Source organism: Nitratireductor sp. J20-h4 (assembly GCF_056780505.1).
In genome coordinates this window covers 1,159,147-1,178,827 of sequence record NZ_CM165557.1, presented here as the reverse complement: position 1 = coordinate 1,178,827, position 19,681 = coordinate 1,159,147, and the positions used below count along the sequence as shown (strand labels likewise).

Below are 19,681 nucleotides of genomic sequence, written 5' to 3'. Positions count from 1 at the left end.
TCAGCGCGGTCTCAGCTTCTCCGCCGGAAAGATCGCGCAGGTCTCGGTGCCGAACGCGAGCAGCTTGCCCTTGGCGTCAAGAAGCTTGGCTTCGGAGACCGCCAGCGTGCGGCCCTTGTGCACGACGACGCCCTCGCAGACCACCTCGCCAGTCCCGGGCGTGATCGGACGGGTCAGGTTCACCTTGAACTCGGCCGTGGTATAGGCCTCGCCCTTGGCCAGAAGGGTCTGTACCGCGCAGGCCAGCGCCGAATCGAGCAACGTCGCCGCCCAACCGCCATGAACGCCGCCAAGCGGGTTCAAATGGCGCTCGTTCGGGACACCGCGAAACACCGCGCGCCCCTCGGAAACCTCGACCAGACCGTAATTCAAGGTGGCGCCGATCGGCGGCGCGGGATAGGCACCGTCGACGATGCGCTGCAGGAGTTCGAGCCCGGTGTGGTTTTCGATGTCCTCATGCGGGATTGTGCCCACGCCCAGCGGAGAGATGTGACCGGGATAAAGTTCCACCGCGCGCATTCAGGTCTCCTCTTTTACGGCGATATCGGTGGCGGCGCGGCTTCGCCTGAGCGCTGCCAGGAACCCGGCCCTGGTTTGCGGCGGCGCGATGCCGCGCGGCTCGTAGACGTGCCGGGTGAAGAAATAACCGGTCAGCCGGAACGCTGCCTCGACCGCGTCGAGATCGCCACCCAGGCCGGCGCGCGCGTGCAGGAATGCCGGCAGCGCCAACAGCCGGTCGGCGTAGGGCTGGCCGGCCAGACGCGACACTGCGCGTCCGGATTTGGGCGAGACGAAAACGAGGTCCTCGGCCGATCCGGTGGCCGCGCAGCGCGACAGGTCGAGCCCGAACCCGAGTTCGTCGAGGATCAGCAGTTCGAAACGCACGATCAGTTCGGCCGCCAGGGTCTCGTCGTCGAGATGCTGCAGGATCACCGCAAAGGTCTCGAAAAGGCGCGGATGCGGATCGCGCTCGGGCAAAAGCCGCAGATGCGCGGACAGGGTCTGCAGGCCGTAGACGGCGCAGGCGCCCGACAGGAGGCGGGCGGCGTTGAGTTCCAGCGCCTCGACCTGATAGGTGCCGAGATGTTCGTCGAGCCGCGCCCGCCAGGCCAGTTCGACCCGGTTGCCCGCCTGCAGCACCGGCTGCTGCTTGCGCGAGCGCCCGCCGCGCACCAGACCCAGATGCCGGCCGTGGGCGCGCGTCATCACCTCCAGAATGAGGCTGGTTTCGCCATGCCGGCGCGAACCGATGATGATGCCCTCGTCACGCCATTCCATTGCTGATGCGTGGACCGATTTCGCCCGGAAGGCAAGACCGGCCGGGCCGGGTGATGGCAAGCCACGTCCAATGAACGCCGAGCGCCCGGTTTTGCGGCTGAATCGACGCTGTTTGTGTCTCGCGCAGGAGGCCGAGCCCGTTCGCCGAGGCAAGGGCGACCGTATCGCTTGAGCGGATCGCCGTGACTGGACGGCCCGGCGCGCCGGGCCCGTGACGCAGCGCCATGATCATCAGACCGCCGGGCGCAAGCGCTTCAGCGAGACGGCTCATCGCCAGTGGGCGATGCCGGTCGGCGAGATGCTGCCAGACACCGACCACCAGCATCAGGTCGAACGGGCCCAACGCCGCAAGATGGCCAAGCTCCGGCAGGCGGTCGTCCAGCCAGGAGATACCGGCATCCGCGTGCAGCACAGCGCCGGCGCATCTGAGCCGCGCCACCGGTTCAACGGCGACGACGCGGTGGCCCTGATCGGCAAGCCATGCGGCATCACGGCCGCTCCCGGCGCCGATATCGGCGACACGCAGCGGCCGGCGCGGGAAGAGATCGGCGACAGGCGTGTATAATCTCTCAGGTGAAATCGCCTCCGAGCGCGCCACCCAAGCGTCCGACACCGCGGCGTAACCGTCAAGCACGTCATCGATCATAGTGCCGCCCCGCGCCCTGCCCCGTCACTTTCCCGCGCAGTGGTGTCAAGCCAGGACCGGCCGGTCAAGCAGCGGACACGGCAGCCCATTCGAAGCTGACAAGAATGTCGATCGCGTAGACGACCAGCGCCAGGAAGGCGACAAGAAAGACCACGGTGCGCGCCATCAGCACGGAAACCCCGGCGATATAGATCACGGCGTGGGCGAGGCGCGCGAAGAAGAAGATCGCCGCGCACCAGACCGTGACCGCGTCGGACACGCCGGCAAGATGGGCGACGACGACCAGCCCGGCGAAGGCGCCGTATTGCTCCACGAGATTGAGATGGGCGCGGTCGGCGCGGCGTATCCAGTGCGGCACTTCGGCGTGGCGGCCCTCGACATATTCCTTCGGCGTCAACGGGCCGACATGCGTCGCCTGTCCATAGATGAAGGGAATCCAGGCCACGGCGAGCAGCACCGAGGTCAGGAACAGATAAAGCAGCTCGGTCGTCATCGATCGCTCCTCCCATGTCAGGCAGCGACGATCAATTTAACATAGATGTGAATTAAAAGAAGCCGGCGTGTCAGCCCGGATAATCGAGCCCCATCTCGCGGTAGCGATCCGGATCGTCGCCCCAGTTCTCGCGCACCTTGACGAACAGGAACAGATGCACTTTCTGCTCGAGCACCTCGGCGATCTCCTTGCGCGCGGCACTACCGATCGCCTTGATCGTCTCGCCCTTGTGGCCGAGCACGATCTTCTTCTGGCTGTCGCGCTCGACATAGATTACCTGCTCGATACGCACCGAACCGTCCGGCTTTTCCTGCCATGTCTCGGTTTCGACATGCGAGGAATAGGGCAGTTCCTGATGCAGACGCAGATAGAGCTTTTCGCGGGTGATCTCTGCGGCGAGCTGGCGCATCGGCAGGTCGGAAACCTGATCCTCGGGATAGTACCAAGGCCCCTCCGGCAGGCTTTCGGCGAGATGGTCGAGCAGATCGGCGCAGCCCGAGCCGGTCAGCGCAGAGATCATGAAGGTACGCGAGAAGGCAGCCTTTTCGTTCGCGGCCGCGGCGAGCGCCAGCAGGGTTTCCCGCTTGACCCGGTCGACCTTGTTGAGAATCAGCACCATCGGCTGGGAAATTTCGCCGACCCGGTCGAGCAGCGCCTCGGCGTCGCCCCTGATCCCGCGCTCGGCGTCGATCATCACCAAAACGATATCGGCGTCCCTGGCCCCGCCCCAGGCGGTGCTGACCATCGCCCGGTCGAGGCGGCGGCGCGGCTTGAAGATGCCCGGCGTGTCGACAAACACGATCTGGGCGTTGCGGTGCACGGCGATGCCGCGCACGATGGCGCGCGTCGTCTGCACCTTGTGGGTGACGATCGAGACCTTGGTGCCGACCAGCTGGTTGATCAGGGTCGACTTGCCCGCATTCGGAGCGCCCACCAGCGCCACGAAGCCGGAATGCGTCGATACGCTGTTGTGTTCGCTACGCTCTGTGTCTTCGGTCACTGTGCCGCTTCCGTCTTTTCCCATACGCCCTCGCGCTCCAGCATCGCCGTCGCCGCGGCCTGCTCCGCCTCGCGCTTGGCGCGGCCGCTGCCGCTAGCCGGGGCAAGGTCGCCGACCCTGACGCTGATGGTGAACAGCGGCTCGTGATCAGGGCCCTCGCGACCTTCCAACTGATAGGCCGGCGTGACGCCGGCGACCTGGTGGGCCCATTCCTGCAGCGCGGTCTTGGCGTCGCGCGCAGCGCCCTGCGCCTTGCGACTGCGCGGTTCCCAATATCTCAGGATAAAGGACCGCGCGGCATCGAGCCCACCGTCGAGATAGATCGCGGCGATCAGCGCTTCCATGACGTCGGCGCGCGTGCCGCGGCCCTTGCGTCCGGACACCGATCTGAGCCCCGATTCGGCGCGGATGAAATCGGCCAGGCCGATCTCTTCGGCGACCTCGGCGCAGGCCTCACCGCTGACCAGCGCGTTGAGCCGGAGCGCCAGTTCGCCTTCGGGAGCGCCCGGGAAGGCGTCAAACAACAGGTCGGCCACGACCAGCCCGAGCACGCGATCGCCGAGAAACTCGAGACGCTCGTAGTCCGAACCGGTCCGGCGCCGGGCGCTCGAATGGGTCAGCGCGCGTTCGAGCCGCTCGAGATCGTTGAAAGTGTGTCCGGTGCGCTCACGCAGCGCCTCCACCAGCGCCGCGCCCGAAAAGCGTTTCCTGGCCGTCATCTGATCATGTTGAACAGCCGCATCGGGCGAATCTGGCTCGGCCATTTCCATATCTCGAGCGGGCTGGCGCCACCGGAGATGGAAAAGAAGATGATGTTGGCACGACCGACGAGATTTTCTTCCGGTACGAACCCGAACACCCGACTGTCGGCGGAATTGTCGCGATTGTCGCCCATCATGAAATAATGTCCCGCCGGCACGACGAATTCGCGCGTGTCGTCGCTGATGCCGTTCGGCGTCACGTCGAGCGTGTCGTAGGAGACGCCGTTCGGCAGGGTCTCGCGATAGACGTCAACCGGACGGTTGACCTCGGTGATGTCGGGATTGTCGATCTGGCCTGTCTTTTGGCGATCGACAGGCTTGCCATTGATGTAGAGCTGGCCCTCACGCATCTGGATGCGGTCGCCCGGCAGGCCTATGACGCGCTTGATATAGTCGAGCGCCGGATTGGGAGGATATTTGAACACCGCCACGTCGCCGCGCTCGGGGGCGGCATCCCAGATGCGGCCTTCAAACAGGTCGGGCGAAAACGGCAGGGAGTGCCTCGAATAGCCGTAAGCCCATTTTGTCACGAACAGATAATCGCCCTCCAGAAGCGTCGGGCGCATCGACCCGGACGGAATCGAAAACGGCTGAAACAGAAATGTCCTGATGATCAGGGCCAACAGCAGCGCCTGGACAATGACATTGACCGTCTCGCCCAGCCCGCCAGATTTTTTCCGTGATTTGTCAGCCACGCTCATTTCGTCCTCAAATCAGTCAGCCGACAGGTCTTATCGGCTTGCGCGGCGCGGAGCAACGGCGTTGCCCGGCCGCACCGGGCAAACACCGCAATCGTGGCGCTTATTCGGCACGAACCGCCTCGATGATCACGAAAGCCTGGGCCAGCGGGTGATCGTCGGTGATGGTGAGATGGATGCACGCCTCGTGGCCCGGGGGCAGGATCGCGCGCAGCCGCGCGGCCGCCCCGCCGGTGAGCTCCATGGTCGGACGGCCGCTGTCGAGATTGACCACCCCCATCTCGTTCCAGAACACGCCCTGGGCGATACCCGTGCCGAGCGCCTTGGCACACGCCTCCTTGGCCGCGAAGCGCTTGGCATAGGAAGCCGCGCGGTGCTTGCGCCCTTCCGATTTGATCCGTTCGGTTTCGGTGAAAATGCGCTGCGTGAAACGCCGTCCGTACCGGTCAAGCGAGCGTTCGATGCGACGGATGTCGATCAGATCGGACCCGAGACCGACAATCATCCGCGCGCGACCGCCCCGCCGGCCGGGCGCACCGCCCGACGCATGGCCTGTTCGGCGAGCCGGCGCTGGCGCTGACGGCGGAATGCGGCCACGCCCCAGCGCGTGAGAATGTAGAACGCGACCGCGAAGGCCATGCCGAGCGGTATGCCGCCGGCCGTCATCGGCTTCAAGAGCGGGTCCCAGAGCTGGGAAAACTCGAGATGGCGCAGCATGCGCCCGAAATGGATCGTCGCCGAGGCTCCCGGTTGTCCGCTGCCGAGCAGGAAACTGCCAAGTTCGTAAGTGGAGGCCCAGATCAGTGGAAAAGTGATCGGATTGCCGATGGCGGTGCCGATCGCCGAGGCGAGCAGATTTCCGGCGAGAAGCCACGCAATCACGGCGGCTAAAACGAAATGAAAGCCAAGAAAGGGCAGGAACGAGACGAACACGCCGGACGCAATACCGGCCGCGATCGCATGCGGCGTGGCGTTGAGACGCAGGACGCGCTTGGCGTAATACTGGGCCGAGCGCCAGAAGGAGCGGCGCGGCCACACGAATGTGCGTGTGCGCTCCCACATGTCTGCCGGCTTTCTACGCCGAAACAACATCGATCAAACCACCCCGGCTCGTTCGCGTAAATCGGGATCTGAACCATCGTCGACGGCCACCGCCGGGCCAGCCCCGGCCCGGCAACCATCCCATTGCCCGCTTAACAAAGATATAGCCCCGCAATGTGGCATCGCCAACATGGACATCCGTCGCAGTGCCGGCGCACGGCCCCGGGTCGGTCCATCGATTGCGGGAACCACCCTCTAGCCATTGACGCGATGGCCTTCGCTGACGGACGGCGTGTCGCGCAGCTGTGCGAGCAGCCGGTTGAGATGTTTCAGGTCCCAGACCTCGAGGTCGAAGACCATCTCGGTGAAATCGGGCGCGGTGCGCACCATCGACAATTTGTGGATGTTGGCATCGTTGGAAGCAATCAGCTGGGCGATCTCGGCCAGGGATCCCGGCTCGTTGATCGCGGTGACGGAAATGCGCGCGGGAAACCGTTCATTGGTGCCCTCGACGATGTCCCAGCGCACGTCGATCCAGCGTTCCGGCTGATCGTCGAAGGCGGTCAGCGACGGCGACTGGATCGGGTAGATGGTGATGCCGGACCCCGGCTGCATGATGCCGACGATCCGGTCGCCGGGAACCGCGCCCTCGGGAGCGAAACGCACGGGAAGATCGCCGGCGACGCCGCGAATCGGCAGGGCCCCTTCCTCGGAAACCTTCTTCTTGCGCTTCTGCGCGCCGTCCTTCTTGGCCGACCGGCCCGGAATCTTGAACAGCATGCCGGCGGCGTTGCGCAGATTGAACCAGCCCTCTTCGCGCGGGCGCGCCGCCGCGGTCACGCGTTCGTCCTTGTAATCGGGAAACACGGCGCGCAGCACGTCGGGCGATGACAATTCGCCGCGTCCGACAGCCGCAACGACGTCTTCGATGTCCTTGCGCGCCAGGCGATGCAGCACCGGCTTCAACTGATCGCGCGAATAGCTGTGACCGGCCCGCTCGAAGGCCCGTTCGAGGATGCGGGTGCCGAGACCGGAATATTGCTTGCGGATCGCGGCGCGCGTGGCCCGCCTGATCGCCGATCGCGCCTTGCCGGTGACGACCACCTGTTCCCAGGCCGCGGGCGGCACTTGCGCCTTGGAACGGATGATGTCGACCTCATCGCCATTCTTGAGTTCCGTCATCAACGGCATGATGCGGCCATTGACCTTGGCGCCGACGCAGGTGTCGCCGACATCGGTGTGGACGGCATAGGCGAAGTCGATCGGGGTGGCGCCGCGCGGCAGGGCGATCAGCTTGCCTTTCGGCGTGAAACAGAACACCTGGTCCTGAAACATCTCCAGACGGGTATTCTCCAGAAACTCCTCGGGATTGTCGCCTTCCGACAACGCCTCGATGGTGCGGCGAAGCCAGGCATAGGCGTTGGTCTCGGTGGAAATGGCATGGCCAGCGCCGTTCGGCTTGCTGCCGAGATCCTTGTAAATGGAATGGGCGGCGACGCCGTATTCGGCGACCTTATCCATGGCGTAGGTGCGGATCTGCAGCTCGACGCGCTGGCGCGACGGTCCGACGATGGTTGTGTGGATGGAGCGATAGTCGTTCTGTTTCGGCGTCGAGATGTAATCCTTGAAGCGGCCGGGCACCATCGACCAGGTGGTGTGGATGGCGCACAGCGCCCGATAACAATCCTCGATGCCGTCGACCAGGACACGAAAGCCGAAAATGTCGGAAAGCTGTTCGAAGGAAAGCGCCTTGGTCTCCATCTTGCGAAACACCGACCAGGGCTTTTTCTGGCGGCTCTTCACTTCCGCCTTGATGTCGTACTCGGCAAACAGGCTCGACAGTGCGGTCTCGATCTCGCCGATGACGTCGCGGTTGCGCTCGAAGATCTCCGTCAGGCGCTCGGTCACCGCCCGATAGCCGCCTGGATTGATATGCTTGAAGGCGAGTTCCTCGAGCTCCTCGCGCATATCCTGCATGCCCATGCGCCCGGCGAGCGGGGCATAGATGTCCATGGTTTCCTCGGCGATGCGCAGGCGCTTGTGCTCTGGCACGTGGTCGAGCGTGCGCATATTGTGCAGCCGGTCGGCCAGCTTGACCAACAGTACCCGCACGTCTTCGGAGATCGCCAGAAGCAGCTTGCGCAGATTTTCCGCCTGCTCCGCCTTCTTGGAGACGAGATCCAGCTTTTTCAGCTTGGTCAACCCATCGACCAGCTTGCCCATGTCCTTGCCGAACAGCTCGTCGATTTCCTGGCGGGTGGCGGTGGTGTCTTCGATCGTGTCGTGCAGCAGGGCGACCGCGATCGTCGATTCGTCGAGATGCATGTCGACCAGAATCGCGGCGACCTCGAGCGGGTGGGAAAAATACGGATCGCCTGAGGCGCGCTTTTGATGGCCATGCTTTTGCATGGCGTACACATAAGCCTTGTTCAGGAGCGCCTCGTTGACGTCGGGCTTGTAGCGCTGCACACGCTCGACAAGCTCATACTGGCGCATCATCGTAGGGCCGGCTCCGCAAACAAAACATGCGCCGCGACGACACGGCGCATGTCATGATTATACATGAGCGACCGCCCCCGGTAGGGGGCAAGAGGCTTGTGTGTTAGAAATCGTCACTTTTCTCCGGCGGAACCAGACCCTCGATACCGGCGAGAAGGTCTTCCTCACTCATCCGGTCGAAGGATACCGGCTCGTCCTCACTCGGCGCCGCCTCGGCGATCGGCGACGCGGCCTCGTCCTGCTCGATAACCGGCGGCTCGTCCGCCTCGGGCTCGTCGACCTCGACGTGCTTTTGCAGAGAATGGATCAGATCTTCCTTCAGGTCGCCGGGCGAAAGCGTCTCCTCGGCAATCTCGCGCAGCGCCACGACGGGGTTCTTGTCGTTGTCGCGATCGACGGTGATCGCCGCGCCCTGGGAGATCTGGCGAGCGCGGTGACCGGAAAGGAGAACCAGCTCGAAACGATTATCGACCTTGTCGATGCAGTCTTCAACGGTGACGCGGGCCATCAATGCCCCTTTCAGCTTCGATTGTTCGGGATTTGATCGGCTCCTTACTCCGATTGCGGCCGAATTACAAGCATTGCAGCGGCGGCGCGGACCGGCGCCAGCGCCAACCCAACGCGGTGGCGGCTGCCGTGAAGCGGCCGCTAGAAGGAGGGTGCGGCAACGCCCGCGCGCCGGCAGGCCGAGACCAGCGTGTTGGCCATCAGCATGGCGATCGTCATCGGCCCGACGCCGCCCGGCACCGGCGTGATCGCTCCGGCATGCGCGCAAGCCGCCTCAAAGTCGACATCGCCGACCAGTCGCGTCTTGCCTTCGCCCTTTTCGGGCGCCGGGATCCGGTTGATGCCGACGTCGATCACGGTGGCGCCCGGCTTGATCCAGTCACCCTTGACCATGTGCGGCCGCCCCACCGCAGCCACGAGGATGTCGGCCGTGCGGCACAGCGCGGCGAGGTCGCGGGTCCGGCTGTGGGCAATGGTGACGGTGGCATTGGCCGCCAAGAGCAGATTGGCCATCGGCTTGCCGACTATGTTCGAGCGGCCGACGACGACGGCGTTGAGGCCCGACAAATCGTACCCGCGCGCACGCTGTATGAGGATCATCGAGCCCGCCGGGGTACACGGCACGAAGGCCGTACCGGTCTCGCCGGTGGAAAGCCTGCCGACATTGACGAAGTGGAAGCCGTCGACATCCTTGTCCGGGTCGATCGACTGAATGACACGGCCGGCATCAATATGAGCGGGCAAGGGTAGCTGAACCAGAATGCCGTGAATGGCCGGATCGGCGTTGAGATCGGCGATCAGTGAAAGAAGCGTCGCTTCATCCGTGTCTTCGGCCAGGTCGTGCTGCAGGGAATGAAACCCGCATTCCTTGGCCTTGCGGGACTTGGACGCGACATAGACCTGGCTGGCGGGGTCGGATCCGACGATGACCACCGCGATGCCGGGTACGACGCCCGTCCGCGCCCGCAGCGCCCCGGCACCTTGCTTGACCGTCGTCACGACTTCGTCGGCGACCTTTCGTCCCTCGATCAGTTCGGCCATCCATCGCCCCCGGAATCCACTCGATCCGGGAGCTTTATTCGACAATCGACACAGACGATACCCGCCATTGCGTCGCGGCGTGCCGTAAACGCGAAAGCCGTCAGATGAAGCGGCGGCGGCCGCGATTTTCCTTAAGTTCGCGCAAAGCCTCGCGGAATTCGCGCAGGCTCTCGCGGATCTCGTTGATGGCGTCATTGTCGCTATCGGGCTCGTGTGCCTCGGCGGGCGTGTCCATGGCCGGGCGAGCGACCGCGTCGGCATGGGGCGCGCGGCCACTGCCGGCAGGGCCTGTCTGCGGCGGCGCGTGGTGCGGCCACGGCTGCGCTTGGTGGCGCGGATCGGGCCAGTAGGGTGCCGTCTGCGGCGTCGGCTGGGGCCAATAGGCCGGCGGCGCGGGAGGATAGCCAGGCCCGGCCGGGGCCCAGGGATGATGGAGCTGCGGCGCGGCCCCATGGACCGGCGCGGCGGACGCGGAGCCGGGCTCGCCGGTGAAAGCGGGATGCCAGCCATAGGCCGAGCCGGGAACGGGATAATGAGCGCCCGTGGCGGGATCGTACCAATAGGGGCCGTGAGGGCCGGGAATATTGTCGGCTGTTTCGGGCGAACGTGGCGCCTGCCATGCGGCGTAATCCGGCATGCGGTGCATATTATCTGCCTCCTCGGTGGTCTCCGCCGCGGCAGCGACGGATTCGGTTGCAGTGGACTCGCGGTGACGGGACTCGGAACCGGAAGCCTCAACAACATCGGGCTGCGGCGATTGTGGTGTTGCGGCGGGGCTGCCATCTTCGTCGTTCGGCTCATCCGCCTCGCGCCTGCGCTCAACTGGCGCCCGGGCCGCCGGCGACGTCGGCGCCGCGGGTGCAGGCGCACGCTCGTTGCCAGCGGACGCGCGGCCGACGCCGGCGCGAAAACTGTCATAGGCGCCGCGGGCCGCACCCAGTCCGACACCGGCGCCAAACCCCAACATGGTGGCGAGCACGGCGATCGTCTTGCGCGACATGCCGGTCGGTTCAAGCGGCGGCATGGCCTCGGAGATCACGCTTATGTTGACGGCGTTGATGTCCTTTTGCTGCCCGGTCTCGCGGGCGCGCAGCAAGAACGATTCGTAGACGGCCCGCTTGGCGGTGGCTTCGCGCTCGAGTTCGCGCACCGTCACCAGTTCTTCGCTGAGATTGGCCTGGCGCGCCTTGAGCTGCGCCAGGCGGGCGGCCAGTTCCTGCTCGAGCTGCACGGCCCGCTTGAGATCGACCTGGATCGATTGAGCAACCAGACGCAGTTCCTGCGAAATCTGCTGGCGCGCACTGGCAAGCTGCGCTTCAACGGCAGCACGTTCGGGGTGCCTGGGCCCCAATTTGGCTCCAAGGCGGTCCGCCTCCTGGCGCAGCGTCGAGTATTGCGCGCGCATCTCGGTGAGCACCGGCGAATTGATCTGTTCGGGCAGGTTTCCCGTCAGGATCGTATCGACGGAAATCGAGCGCGCCGACTCCGCGCGCGCATTAAGTTCAAGCGTGCGGGCGCGCGCGGTGGTGAGCTGGTCGTTGAGCTTGATGATCTCGTCATCGCTGATCAGGCGCCCCTGGGCGTCGACAATATCGTTTTCGGCCTTGAACGCTTCGATTTTCCGTTCCGCCGCCTCAACGCCGTCGCGCAGTTCGGCCAATCGCGACGACAGCTCGTCCGACGCCTTGCCGGCCGTGCCGGACTGCAAATCGCCGTAGGTTTCCAGGAACACCTCGGTGACGGTGTTGGCGATCAACGCAGCCTTTTGCGGGCTTTGCGATTTGGCGGCGATCGAGATGACAAACGTCTTGCCACCCCGCTCGGCGTCGACGGCGCTGTAAAGATTGTCCACCGTTATCGCGCGACGGTTGGCATTGTCCGCCTCCCCTCCACCGGACAACGAGAACAGGGAGAAGAAGCCGGACACCAAACTTCCCAAGCCGCCGCTGCTGCCTTCGCCGTTGAATTCCGGGTCCTGTTCCAGATTGAGCCTGGCAACCGTCTTGGTCATCACGGTACCCGAAAGGATGACCCGCACCTGGTTTTCCACCAGCGCCAGGGTCGCATCGGATGGCAGCCCGCCGGATGTCAGGTCGCGATCGACGAACTTGATGTCACGCGGATCAACAAGCATCTCGGCGATCGCCTGATATTCCTTCGGCGTCGACAGCGCGATGAACACACCCAGCAGCGCGCCGCAGAGCGTTGTGGCGGCGATCAGGCCCTTTGAATTGAAGACTCCGCCGATCACGGCCATCGGATCGATCAGCGGCCGCCAGTACGCGTCGCGCTCCTCGGCCGACGCCATCGACCGGCCATGCCCGCGACCGGGCCCGTCCGGCATCGACGCATTGTCGTCCGGCCCGGCGCGGCGCGTATCGTCCGCAGGTCCGTCGGCGCGAGCAGTCCGAAGCCCCGGCCACTCAGGCGTGGCTTCGTGCCCACGGTCCGGCTGCGGCGCTGCCTGCACACCCGTATCGTCGTCCGACGCAACGGATGCGCTCGACGTCGCCAAAGCCTGAATCAAAGGACTGCGTCCGGCCTCGCGGCGCGAGCGCGCAAGCTCGTGCCGCGCCGCCGGCGAGACCGCTGTATCGCCCGCCGCGCGCGCAGGCCTGCGGTCCGCGGCCTTGCGCTCGGCGCCCGATGGATCCGCCTGCGGATCGGCGAGGGTCAGCAGGGACCCTTTTCGCTTCATTCGGTCGCGGGTGTCGAAAGCTGGCATCGGTTCGCACATCTCGGATAGGTTGCAACGCCGGCCGGCGCCAATCGTTAAGGCACGCTAAACAGCCATGGGAAACAAAAAGTTAATTTCCTTAATTTTTCACGCCCCTTCGACCCCCCGTTCGCGGCAGCGCAAAAGATCGCAAAACCGCACGTTAATGTTTGACCGATAAGGTATTTTCGACAACGCAGGACATCAGCGCGTATGGCACCGCAATCCGGCATCGACGCCACCGCCGCCAGGGCCGGTGCTATGGACCGCATTTCCGACTTTCTGGCCTCGCGGGCCGCATTGCTGCGCGACTATCTGACGGCGGTGAGCGGTTCGCTCGGACGCCTTGTCTTCTCGCTGCTTTATTTCGTCGTCCTGGCCAACGCCCTGTCGATCGCCGAGTTCGGGCTTTTCGCCACCGCCTCGGCCGCCGGCGTGATGCTGTCTCGCATCGTCGGTTTCGGTTTCGTATCCTCGCTCTATCGAATAGCGACCGTCAAACCGCGCCTGCTGGGTACCTTCGCCGGCGGGTTCCTGTTGATGACGGCGCTGTCGCTTCCGGTTCTGGCGGCCGCGAGCTGGCTCACGCATGCGATCTTCTTTTCCGGCGAGTTGCCGCTTGCAACCTTTGCGTTGGTCATCGTGTCGGAGGCGCTGCTGTGGCGTCTGGTCGAGACGGTCGTCATCGTCAATAACGGGCTCAACCGTTTCGCGGCCGCCGCCGTTCTGGTGATCGCGGGAACGGCCCTGCGCGCGGCAGCGGCCGGATTGTTCGCACTTTCTACCGCCCCGGCGCTCGACGTCTGGGTCTATTACTATCTATCCGCGAACGGGGTCTGTCTCGCGCTTGCGCTTGTGTTCTTCTGGCCGCGCCAGCGGCTGCGGCTGCGGCCGGCGCTCTACTGGTCACGGCTCGCCGACGCGCTCTACGTGGCGGGCGCGGAACTTCTGTTCTATCTGCAGATGGAACTGGACAAGCTGCTGGTTCTGGCCCTGGGCGGGCCGCATCTGGCCGGCATCTACGCGATCGTCATGCGGCTTGTCGACCTGACCGCGATCCCGATCCGCACCTTTACCATGCTGCTCGTGCAACGATTGATGCGCGCCCCCGAGACGTTGTCGAAACTCTGGCTGCGCGTCGGTTTCGAAGCCGGTATCCTGGCCATTTCCACGCTCGGCCTGGCGACGCTGGCACTGGTTCTGCATTTCTACCCGACGATTCTGGGAAACAATGTCTCGCAGGCGGCGCCATTGGTCATCTTCGCGCTTGCCGTGCCGGGGCTGCGAAACCTGATCGAATATCAGGCCGAATTGCTGTTTGCGCGCGGTCAGATGCTGGTGCGCGCGCTCAACCTGGCGCTTCTTGCCGGGGCAAAGGCCGTCGTGCTCACCTATCTGCTGCTTGACGGACCAGAGGCCCAGCAGCTCGTGCTGATGCTGAACGCGGCCTTCGCGGTGCTCTACCTGGCCTCGACGCTCCTGACCTACAGCGCGATCAGGCTACCGGCCAAGCGCGCCTGACGCGACTGGCACGAAAACCGCAACGGTCGGAAAGGAACGCGCTCAACGGCGTTCGGCAACGCGCACCAGATCGCGGATCAGGTCCATGTCGGTGCCGATGAAGGACTGCATGCCGATCGCAACCTGGCCGGGGTTCATCCCTTCCACGAACGAGCGCACCGTCGCCGAGGTCAGGCGCGGGCCGCGCCAATAGACCCGGCACAATTCCTCGCCGGACAGGAAATGGCCCCGTCCCATCAGGACCTCGTCGACATAACGCCCGTAGATCATGCATTCGGAGAATTTTCGATCCGCTCCGATCGCGGCGACCCAATGGCGTCCGCTGGTGCGCTCGATCTTTTCGCACATCGACACCACCGCGTCGCGCCGCCAGGCAATGAAGGTTGCGATATAGTCGTGCGGCGCGACCGCCGGGGACGCGATGCCGAGCACCTTTGCGGCATTTCGCGACCAGATCTTCTGGTCCCCGTCCACGGATCCCCGAAGTGCGTTGTCGCGCCGGAACAGGCGCACCTGCCCGTCCCTCCAGAAACGAGCGCAGTCGAAATCCTTCAAGACCACCACATCGGAATCACAATAGACCAGCGCGTCCTCGTCCGCGTGGGCGGCGATCGCGATGCGGCGCAATTGCTGCACGTGCCAGCCGCGCAGTGGCTTGGTGCGTGTCGAAACCCAGAACTTGCGCCGAAACAGGCTGGTGGGATCCGGCACCACCCGCAGCCAGGCGGGCAGGATGTCGCGCTCGTCGATCACGACCCGGTTGGCGGTTTCGAGCGCGCGAAAAAGCGGCACGTCGGCATGCGCGACGAGGATATAGTGCCGACCATGACCGGTAACGTGCCGGTCAATGGTTTCGCATAACAGCCGGCAGCGTTCGAAATCCGGCGCGTAACTCGCCGTCACCAGCGCAGTCGTGCCCACGGTTTGCGCTTCGCCCGGCATATTGCTGCCGGTTTGAACGGTCACATTCACGCCGTGGGTCCCGCCCGCCGCAGTTTTTGCAACAGGACCCGGCACAGGAAGAGCGGATTGCCGACAATATAGCGACGCCACAGGCGCGCGGGCTCCAGGCCAAGCCGAAACAGCCATTCCAGGCGCAGCCAGCGCACCCATGAGGGCGCGCGCGGAATCGCGCCGCTGAGGAAATCGAACAGCGCGCCGACAGCGAACGCCGCCGTGCAATGGTCCGCGTTCAGCCGGCCGTCGATCCAGTATTCCTGGCGCGGCACGCCCATTGCCACCAGAAGGACGTCGGGATGCGACCGGCCGAGGCGCGCCAATATCTCGTCCTCGGTCGCCGCGTCGAAAAATCCGTCGTGAACGACGGTGACGCGATGCTGCGGCACCATCTCCTGCAAACGGGCCGCCGCCCGTTCGACATTGTCCCTGCTGGCGCCAAGCAGCCCGACCGTCAGCGGTTCCTGCAGGGATTTAAGGAGGGCGGGAATGAAATCGGTGCCGTTGAGATTGGCCGGAAACGGCGCGCCGTAAAGGATCTTCGCCGCCATATCGACGCCCACGCCGTCGGCCAGGACGACGAAGTCGGACAACAGCGCAGCGAAACGGGTATCGGAGCTGGCAATGTTTGCGATATGCGCGTTGAGGAAGCCGACCTTGGTGAAGCGCCGCTCCCGGATGCGACGCGCCAGATAGGCGATCGCCTCGGCCTGATCGAAGGGCGCGACACTGACACCGAGAATGTCCTTTTGTCGCTGAAGCAAAGGCTCTGCGACCGCCGTGGTGAGGGAGTGCGTACTCATGCCGCCACCTCGCTGCGGGCACTGCCCAGGGCTTCCAGCCCCTTGGCGATCGCGGCGTCGAGCGCGCGTATCTGGCCGGCATGGAAGGTCGAGCCGTCGATTGCCTCCGTTTGACCGGCTGCGCGCTCAACCAGCGCTCCGGCAAAGGCGGCCGGATCGTCGGCGACGGTGCAATTGGACGGCAGATAGGAGACGCCGCGCAGCGAACGGGACGTTGCCACCGAGGGCAAGCCGAGTTCGAAAGTTTCGATGGTCTTGAGCTGGACGCCGGTGCCGGCCTGCGCAATCAGCGGCACCACCGCGGCCTGACGGACGAAGTCGCTGGCGTCGGGAACCCGGCCGACAAATTCGACTCCTGGGGGCAGCTGTCCCAGCCCGGCCGGCACGTGCCCGGCAATACGGACACGGAAATCGGCAGGCAGGCGAGGCGCCACCTCGCGCAGAAACCAGTCAAGGCCGATACGGTTCGGCTCCCAGCTCCAGGTGCCGATCATGCCGGCCTCGAAAGCGGTTTTACGCGATTGCGGGCGCGGCGGCTCGTCGCGGGTCACCAGCGCCAACGCCGCCGAGCGCGGCCCTGCCACGCCGAGCGCGTCGCGGTCCTCCTCGGCGAGCGTGAAGACAAAGCGGGCCTGGCGGCACAGCCGCTCCTCCATTGCGCGCAAGAGACGCGCCTCGCGGCGGAAAAGCGCGCGCTGGAACAGGTCGCGCGCGGCGGCGGCGTTTTCCAGCGCCGAGCGGAACTCGACATTGTGGGCCACGAAGATCGACGGCTTGTCGGTGAAAAGATGCTCGTAGGCGCCGGCAAGCTGGACCGCGTTGAGCACATAGGCGTCGAAGGGACCGATCCGCTTCAGCGCCGCGCGCAGATCCTGTTCGGATGCGGCGCGCATCTTGGCCGACGACACAGTCAGGCCCGACGTCATCGCGCCAGCCAGCCACTTCATCTTCTGAATCGCCGGTGCGCCCTGCGTGCGCACATCGACCGATCCGAGCGCAACGGTGTTTTGCGGATCCGACGGAGCCTTGCCGGGCCAAGTGTAACCGAGAACCGTGACCCGGACGCCGGAACGGCGCAATGCAGCGATAATCGCGGCATTGGCGATCTCGTAGCCGGTCGTCGGCGCGCCGTCGGGGACGAGGGATGTAACAAAAACCAAATGCATGTCGCTTACCTGAACGTGACCCTAGCAGTCTCGGGTGAAGTCTTGCTTAAGCAGGCAAGGGACGTGCCTTGTGGCGGCAAAACGGCGGTTGCGGCAGGGCAAAACAAGCGCAGTGCTTAACCACGCGTTAACAGGCAACGCGCTTTATGAACGAAACGGACGGCCAAGGTCTCTCATGCAAGCGCTCGCCACAGTAGATAACGTCCGGCTCGTCGCGCAATCGCCCGGCCTCGAGCCCGATGAGGTACGGATCGCCGTTACCCTGCCGACCTTCCGCCGGCCAGAACAGGTGCTGGAGACGATCCGCTCGGTCGCCGCCCAGAATACCGATCGGTGCTACGCGCTGATCGTGATGGAAAATGACGCAGAACGGCACGCCGGCGCGGACGCGGCCGCGCCGCTGTTCGAAAATGGCACGGTGAACGGTCTTGTGATCGTCGCGGAGGAACGCGGCAATTGCAGCGCCTACAATGCCGGCTGGTCGACCGCGCTGGCCGCGTTTGCCAATCTGAGCCATGTGCTGGTGATCGACGACGACGAACTCGCCGGCCCGGAGTGGCTCGAGACCATGGTCGCCACCGCCGCCGGGCTGGGGGTGGACATCGTGGGCGGCCCGCAGGTGCCGGTGTTCGAGGAGCCGGGAAACGATCATTGGGCAGACCATCCGGTGTTCGCCCCGCCCTATCGCGAAACGCGACCTGTGGAGGCGCTTTATTCGTCCGGCAATCTGCTGGTTTCGCGCCACGTGCTCGACGCCATGGAGCGGCCGTTCCTGGAGCCGGCGTTCAACTTCATGGGCGGCGGCGATTCGGATTTTCTGAGCCGGGCGGTGCGCAAAGGGTTCAGGCTCGCATGGTGCGCGGAGGCACCGGTCATGGAGACCATTCCAGCGCGGCGGCTGGAAAGCGACTGGATCAGGGCGCGTTCCCTGCGCAACGGCGTGATCTCGACGCTGGTCGAAAAGCGCAAGCGGACGGGCGAACCGCTCGGCGCCGTGCGCGTAGCAGCCAAGAGCCTCGCCCTGCTCGCCGCCGCACCGTTGCGCGGCCTCTTGAGCCTGGCCCGCACCGGCTCGCTTACCGTCGGCGCATACCCCGTCTATGTCGCGCTCGGGCGCGTACTTGCGGAATTCGGCTATGCCAATGAGCAATACAGACAGGCTGAGAAGAACTGAGGTCGTGCCGCTCGGCAACCCGACCTTGCGCCAGATCTCCACGGTGCTTGCGACCGTGGTACTGGCGATCGTGCTGATCTCGTTCCGGCCATTCCAGCCCGAAGGGCCGGCCGCCGCCCAGGGTGGCGACATCGTCAATCAGATCGGCTTTGGCTCGCTGGCGCTGCTGGCCGGATTTTCGCTGCTCACGCTGGCCGACCGCCGGGTCGTGGCAATGATGGTCAGCCCGTGGTGGCTGATCGTGTTCGGATTTCTGGCGCTTTCGGTGATGCATGCCATCGACCCGCCCTCGGCGATGCGCGCGGCGCTGTTCACCGCGATCGGCGTGCTGGCGATCGTCACCGTCCTGGTGCTGCCGCGCGACGCCGATTCCTTCACGACCGTGCTGCTCGTCGCCGGCATGGCGGCGGTCCTGCTCAGCTATGCGGGGCTGATACTGTTCCCAGCCACGGCGGTCCACTCGGGAGCCGGCGTCGAGCCGCAGCACGCGGGTCTGTGGCGGGGCGCGTTCTCACACAAAAACGTCGCCGGGCCGGTCATGGCCTGTCTCAGCTTTGCCGGGCTCTACGCTTTCCGGCGCGGCCGGCGCTGGGTGGGAGGCACGCTGCTGGTCCTTGCCATGATATTCATGGCCAACACCGGCTCGAAGACGACGGCGGGACTGGTGCCGCTGTCGATCGGGCTGGTGGCCCTGCCCGGCATTTTTGGGATGCGTTTCCTGACACCTTTGATCTTTGTGACAATGATGATCGGGGCAACGCTGGCGACGCTGGGCATCGTATTTGTCGAGCCGCTCAAGGATCTGGCGCAGCAGGTCGCGCCCGACCTCACCTATACCGGACGGACGGCCTTGTGGGACTTTCTCGGCGAGATGATCGCCAAGAAGCCCTGGTTCGGCTACGGCTATGAGAGTTTTTGGAGCACGCCTTTCATCTATTTCATGGAACAGCCTTTCGACCGCGCCTGGGACATTCGCGGCTCCGTCCACGGTCACAACGGCTATCTCGACATCGCCGTTCTGATGGGCCTGCCGGCGCTGGCGGCGTGCCTGGTGGCATTCTGGATCGTGCCGGTGCGCGACTACATGCGCACGCCGCGCCTGAAGGAAAACATCTACCTGTCCGATTTTTTCATGATGATCCTGATGTTCACCTCGCTGAACGCGTTCCTGGAGAGCTTCTTCCTGCGACGAGTGGATCCAGTGTGGCTGTTTTTCCTCATGGGTTGCCTCGGCTTGCGCATGGCAGCGCGTATCAGGATCCCCTCCGTGTCATCCGACTGAAGGCAGAATGATTACCGGTTGCACCCGTCGTCGGGTTCCGGCATTGCTGCGGGCGTGCGCTGGACGGAACGGCGGCGGGTCTGCCGGAGGAGATTGAA

Annotated in this window: 19 protein-coding genes; 3 read left to right on the top strand and 16 right to left on the bottom strand. The window is 64.9% G+C overall.

The window, feature by feature from the left end:
* The 13 genes from ACT2B0_RS05720 to ACT2B0_RS05660 form a co-directional block, all read right to left on the bottom strand.
* Complete coding sequence (locus tag ACT2B0_RS05720) at positions 1-519, bottom strand: PaaI family thioesterase (RefSeq protein WP_473462363.1); 519 nt, start codon at positions 517-519, stop codon at positions 1-3.
* The gene (gene recO / locus ACT2B0_RS05715) at positions 520-1,278 is read right to left on the bottom strand and encodes a DNA repair protein RecO (RefSeq protein WP_473462361.1); all 759 of its coding nucleotides are present in this window, start codon (positions 1,276-1,278) and stop codon (positions 520-522) included.
* Positions 1,265-1,876 (bottom strand): class I SAM-dependent methyltransferase, encoded by a 612-nt coding sequence (locus ACT2B0_RS05710; RefSeq protein WP_481658460.1) that lies wholly within the window; start codon positions 1,874-1,876, stop codon positions 1,265-1,267. The genes recO and ACT2B0_RS05710 overlap by 14 nt, the downstream gene beginning before the upstream one ends.
* 112 nt (positions 1,877-1,988) lie before the next feature.
* Positions 1,989-2,417, bottom strand: coding sequence for an MAPEG family protein (locus tag ACT2B0_RS05705; RefSeq protein ID WP_473462355.1), 429 nt, complete (start codon positions 2,415-2,417; stop codon positions 1,989-1,991).
* Between the two features lie 70 nt (positions 2,418-2,487).
* Entirely contained in the window at positions 2,488-3,441 is a 954-nt protein-coding gene (gene era / locus ACT2B0_RS05700; protein ID WP_473462353.1) for a GTPase Era, read from the bottom strand.
* Positions 3,414-4,136 (bottom strand): ribonuclease III, encoded by a 723-nt coding sequence (gene rnc, locus ACT2B0_RS05695; protein WP_473462351.1) that lies wholly within the window; start codon positions 4,134-4,136, stop codon positions 3,414-3,416. Before rnc ends, era begins: the two co-directional genes overlap by 28 nt.
* Positions 4,133-4,879, bottom strand: a complete 747-nt coding sequence (lepB, locus tag ACT2B0_RS05690) for a signal peptidase I (protein ID WP_473462349.1) — start codon at positions 4,877-4,879, stop codon at positions 4,133-4,135. Before lepB ends, rnc begins: the two co-directional genes overlap by 4 nt.
* Before the next feature lie 100 nt (positions 4,880-4,979).
* The gene (acpS, locus tag ACT2B0_RS05685; RefSeq protein WP_473462346.1) at positions 4,980-5,381 is read right to left on the bottom strand and encodes a holo-ACP synthase; all 402 of its coding nucleotides are present in this window, start codon (positions 5,379-5,381) and stop codon (positions 4,980-4,982) included.
* Complete coding sequence (locus tag ACT2B0_RS05680) at positions 5,378-5,968, bottom strand: DUF2062 domain-containing protein (RefSeq protein WP_473462344.1); 591 nt, start codon at positions 5,966-5,968, stop codon at positions 5,378-5,380. Before ACT2B0_RS05680 ends, acpS begins: the two co-directional genes overlap by 4 nt.
* A 204-nt stretch (positions 5,969-6,172) precedes the next feature.
* Complete coding sequence (locus ACT2B0_RS05675; RefSeq protein ID WP_473462341.1) at positions 6,173-8,416, bottom strand: RelA/SpoT family protein; 2,244 nt, start codon at positions 8,414-8,416, stop codon at positions 6,173-6,175.
* 103 nt (positions 8,417-8,519) lie between these two features.
* Complete coding sequence (rpoZ, locus tag ACT2B0_RS05670; protein ID WP_473462338.1) at positions 8,520-8,924, bottom strand: DNA-directed RNA polymerase subunit omega; 405 nt, start codon at positions 8,922-8,924, stop codon at positions 8,520-8,522.
* Between the two features lie 140 nt (positions 8,925-9,064).
* Positions 9,065-9,964 (bottom strand): bifunctional methylenetetrahydrofolate dehydrogenase/methenyltetrahydrofolate cyclohydrolase FolD, encoded by a 900-nt coding sequence (folD, locus tag ACT2B0_RS05665; RefSeq protein ID WP_473462335.1) that lies wholly within the window; start codon positions 9,962-9,964, stop codon positions 9,065-9,067.
* Positions 9,965-10,064: 100 nt separating this feature from the next.
* Positions 10,065-12,689: a GumC family protein gene (locus tag ACT2B0_RS05660; protein ID WP_473462333.1), complete on the bottom strand. Its 2,625-nt coding sequence runs from the start codon at positions 12,687-12,689 to the stop codon at positions 10,065-10,067.
* 204 nt (positions 12,690-12,893) lie between these two features.
* Here ACT2B0_RS05660 and ACT2B0_RS05655 point away from each other — a divergent pair, with 204 nt between their 5' ends.
* Positions 12,894-14,201, top strand: a complete 1,308-nt coding sequence (locus tag ACT2B0_RS05655; protein WP_473462331.1) for a lipopolysaccharide biosynthesis protein — start codon at positions 12,894-12,896, stop codon at positions 14,199-14,201.
* A gap of 42 nt (positions 14,202-14,243) precedes the next feature.
* Here the strand turns inward: ACT2B0_RS05655 and ACT2B0_RS05650 are convergent, their stop codons facing one another.
* From ACT2B0_RS05650 to ACT2B0_RS05640, 3 genes are read right to left on the bottom strand one after another with little or no spacing between them, the layout of a single operon-like run.
* Positions 14,244-15,143, bottom strand: coding sequence for a DUF6492 family protein (locus tag ACT2B0_RS05650; RefSeq protein ID WP_473465806.1), 900 nt, complete (start codon positions 15,141-15,143; stop codon positions 14,244-14,246).
* 26 nt (positions 15,144-15,169) lie between these two features.
* Positions 15,170-15,961, bottom strand: coding sequence for a WecB/TagA/CpsF family glycosyltransferase (locus tag ACT2B0_RS05645; protein WP_473462330.1), 792 nt, complete (start codon positions 15,959-15,961; stop codon positions 15,170-15,172).
* Positions 15,958-17,127: a glycosyltransferase gene (locus tag ACT2B0_RS05640; RefSeq protein WP_473462327.1), complete on the bottom strand. Its 1,170-nt coding sequence runs from the start codon at positions 17,125-17,127 to the stop codon at positions 15,958-15,960. The genes ACT2B0_RS05645 and ACT2B0_RS05640 overlap by 4 nt, the downstream gene beginning before the upstream one ends.
* Before the next feature lie 175 nt (positions 17,128-17,302).
* On the opposite strand from ACT2B0_RS05640, the gene ACT2B0_RS05635 reads away from it, so the two are divergent.
* Entirely contained in the window at positions 17,303-18,301 is a 999-nt protein-coding gene (locus ACT2B0_RS05635; protein ID WP_473465804.1) for a glycosyltransferase family 2 protein, read from the top strand.
* Positions 18,270-19,583, top strand: coding sequence for an O-antigen ligase family protein (locus ACT2B0_RS05630; protein WP_473462325.1), 1,314 nt, complete (start codon positions 18,270-18,272; stop codon positions 19,581-19,583). The genes ACT2B0_RS05635 and ACT2B0_RS05630 overlap by 32 nt, the downstream gene beginning before the upstream one ends.
* The last annotated feature ends 98 nt before the right edge of the window (positions 19,584-19,681 follow it).

Bases quoted from the DNA above. Each gene is read 5' to 3' on its own strand.
- ACT2B0_RS05680 (WP_473462344.1), bottom strand. From the start codon at position 5,968: ATGTTGTTTCGGCGTAGAAAGCCGGCAGACATGTGGGAGCGCACACGC.
- era (WP_473462353.1), bottom strand. From the start codon at position 3,441: ATGGGAAAAGACGGAAGCGGCACAGTGACCGAAGACACAGAGCGTAGC.
- ACT2B0_RS05635 (WP_473465804.1), top strand. From the start codon at position 17,303: ATGCAAGCGCTCGCCACAGTAGATAACGTCCGGCTCGTCGCGCAATCG.
- folD (WP_473462335.1), bottom strand. From the start codon at position 9,964: ATGGCCGAACTGATCGAGGGACGAAAGGTCGCCGACGAAGTCGTGACG.
- rnc (WP_473462351.1), bottom strand. From the start codon at position 4,136: ATGACGGCCAGGAAACGCTTTTCGGGCGCGGCGCTGGTGGAGGCGCTG.
- ACT2B0_RS05650 (WP_473465806.1), bottom strand. From the start codon at position 15,143: ATGCCGGGCGAAGCGCAAACCGTGGGCACGACTGCGCTGGTGACGGCG.
- ACT2B0_RS05705 (WP_473462355.1), bottom strand. From the start codon at position 2,417: ATGACGACCGAGCTGCTTTATCTGTTCCTGACCTCGGTGCTGCTCGCC.
- ACT2B0_RS05645 (WP_473462330.1), bottom strand. From the start codon at position 15,961: ATGAGTACGCACTCCCTCACCACGGCGGTCGCAGAGCCTTTGCTTCAG.
- rpoZ (WP_473462338.1), bottom strand. From the start codon at position 8,924: ATGGCCCGCGTCACCGTTGAAGACTGCATCGACAAGGTCGATAATCGT.
- ACT2B0_RS05655 (WP_473462331.1), top strand. From the start codon at position 12,894: ATGGCACCGCAATCCGGCATCGACGCCACCGCCGCCAGGGCCGGTGCT.
- lepB (WP_473462349.1), bottom strand. From the start codon at position 4,879: ATGAGCGTGGCTGACAAATCACGGAAAAAATCTGGCGGGCTGGGCGAG.
- ACT2B0_RS05675 (WP_473462341.1), bottom strand. From the start codon at position 8,416: ATGATGCGCCAGTATGAGCTTGTCGAGCGTGTGCAGCGCTACAAGCCC.
- ACT2B0_RS05660 (WP_473462333.1), bottom strand. From the start codon at position 12,689: ATGCCAGCTTTCGACACCCGCGACCGAATGAAGCGAAAAGGGTCCCTG.
- ACT2B0_RS05640 (WP_473462327.1), bottom strand. From the start codon at position 17,127: ATGCATTTGGTTTTTGTTACATCCCTCGTCCCCGACGGCGCGCCGACG.
- recO (WP_473462361.1), bottom strand. From the start codon at position 1,278: ATGGAATGGCGTGACGAGGGCATCATCATCGGTTCGCGCCGGCATGGC.
- acpS (WP_473462346.1), bottom strand. From the start codon at position 5,381: ATGATTGTCGGTCTCGGGTCCGATCTGATCGACATCCGTCGCATCGAA.
- ACT2B0_RS05630 (WP_473462325.1), top strand. From the start codon at position 18,270: ATGAGCAATACAGACAGGCTGAGAAGAACTGAGGTCGTGCCGCTCGGC.
- ACT2B0_RS05720 (WP_473462363.1), bottom strand. From the start codon at position 519: ATGCGCGCGGTGGAACTTTATCCCGGTCACATCTCTCCGCTGGGCGTG.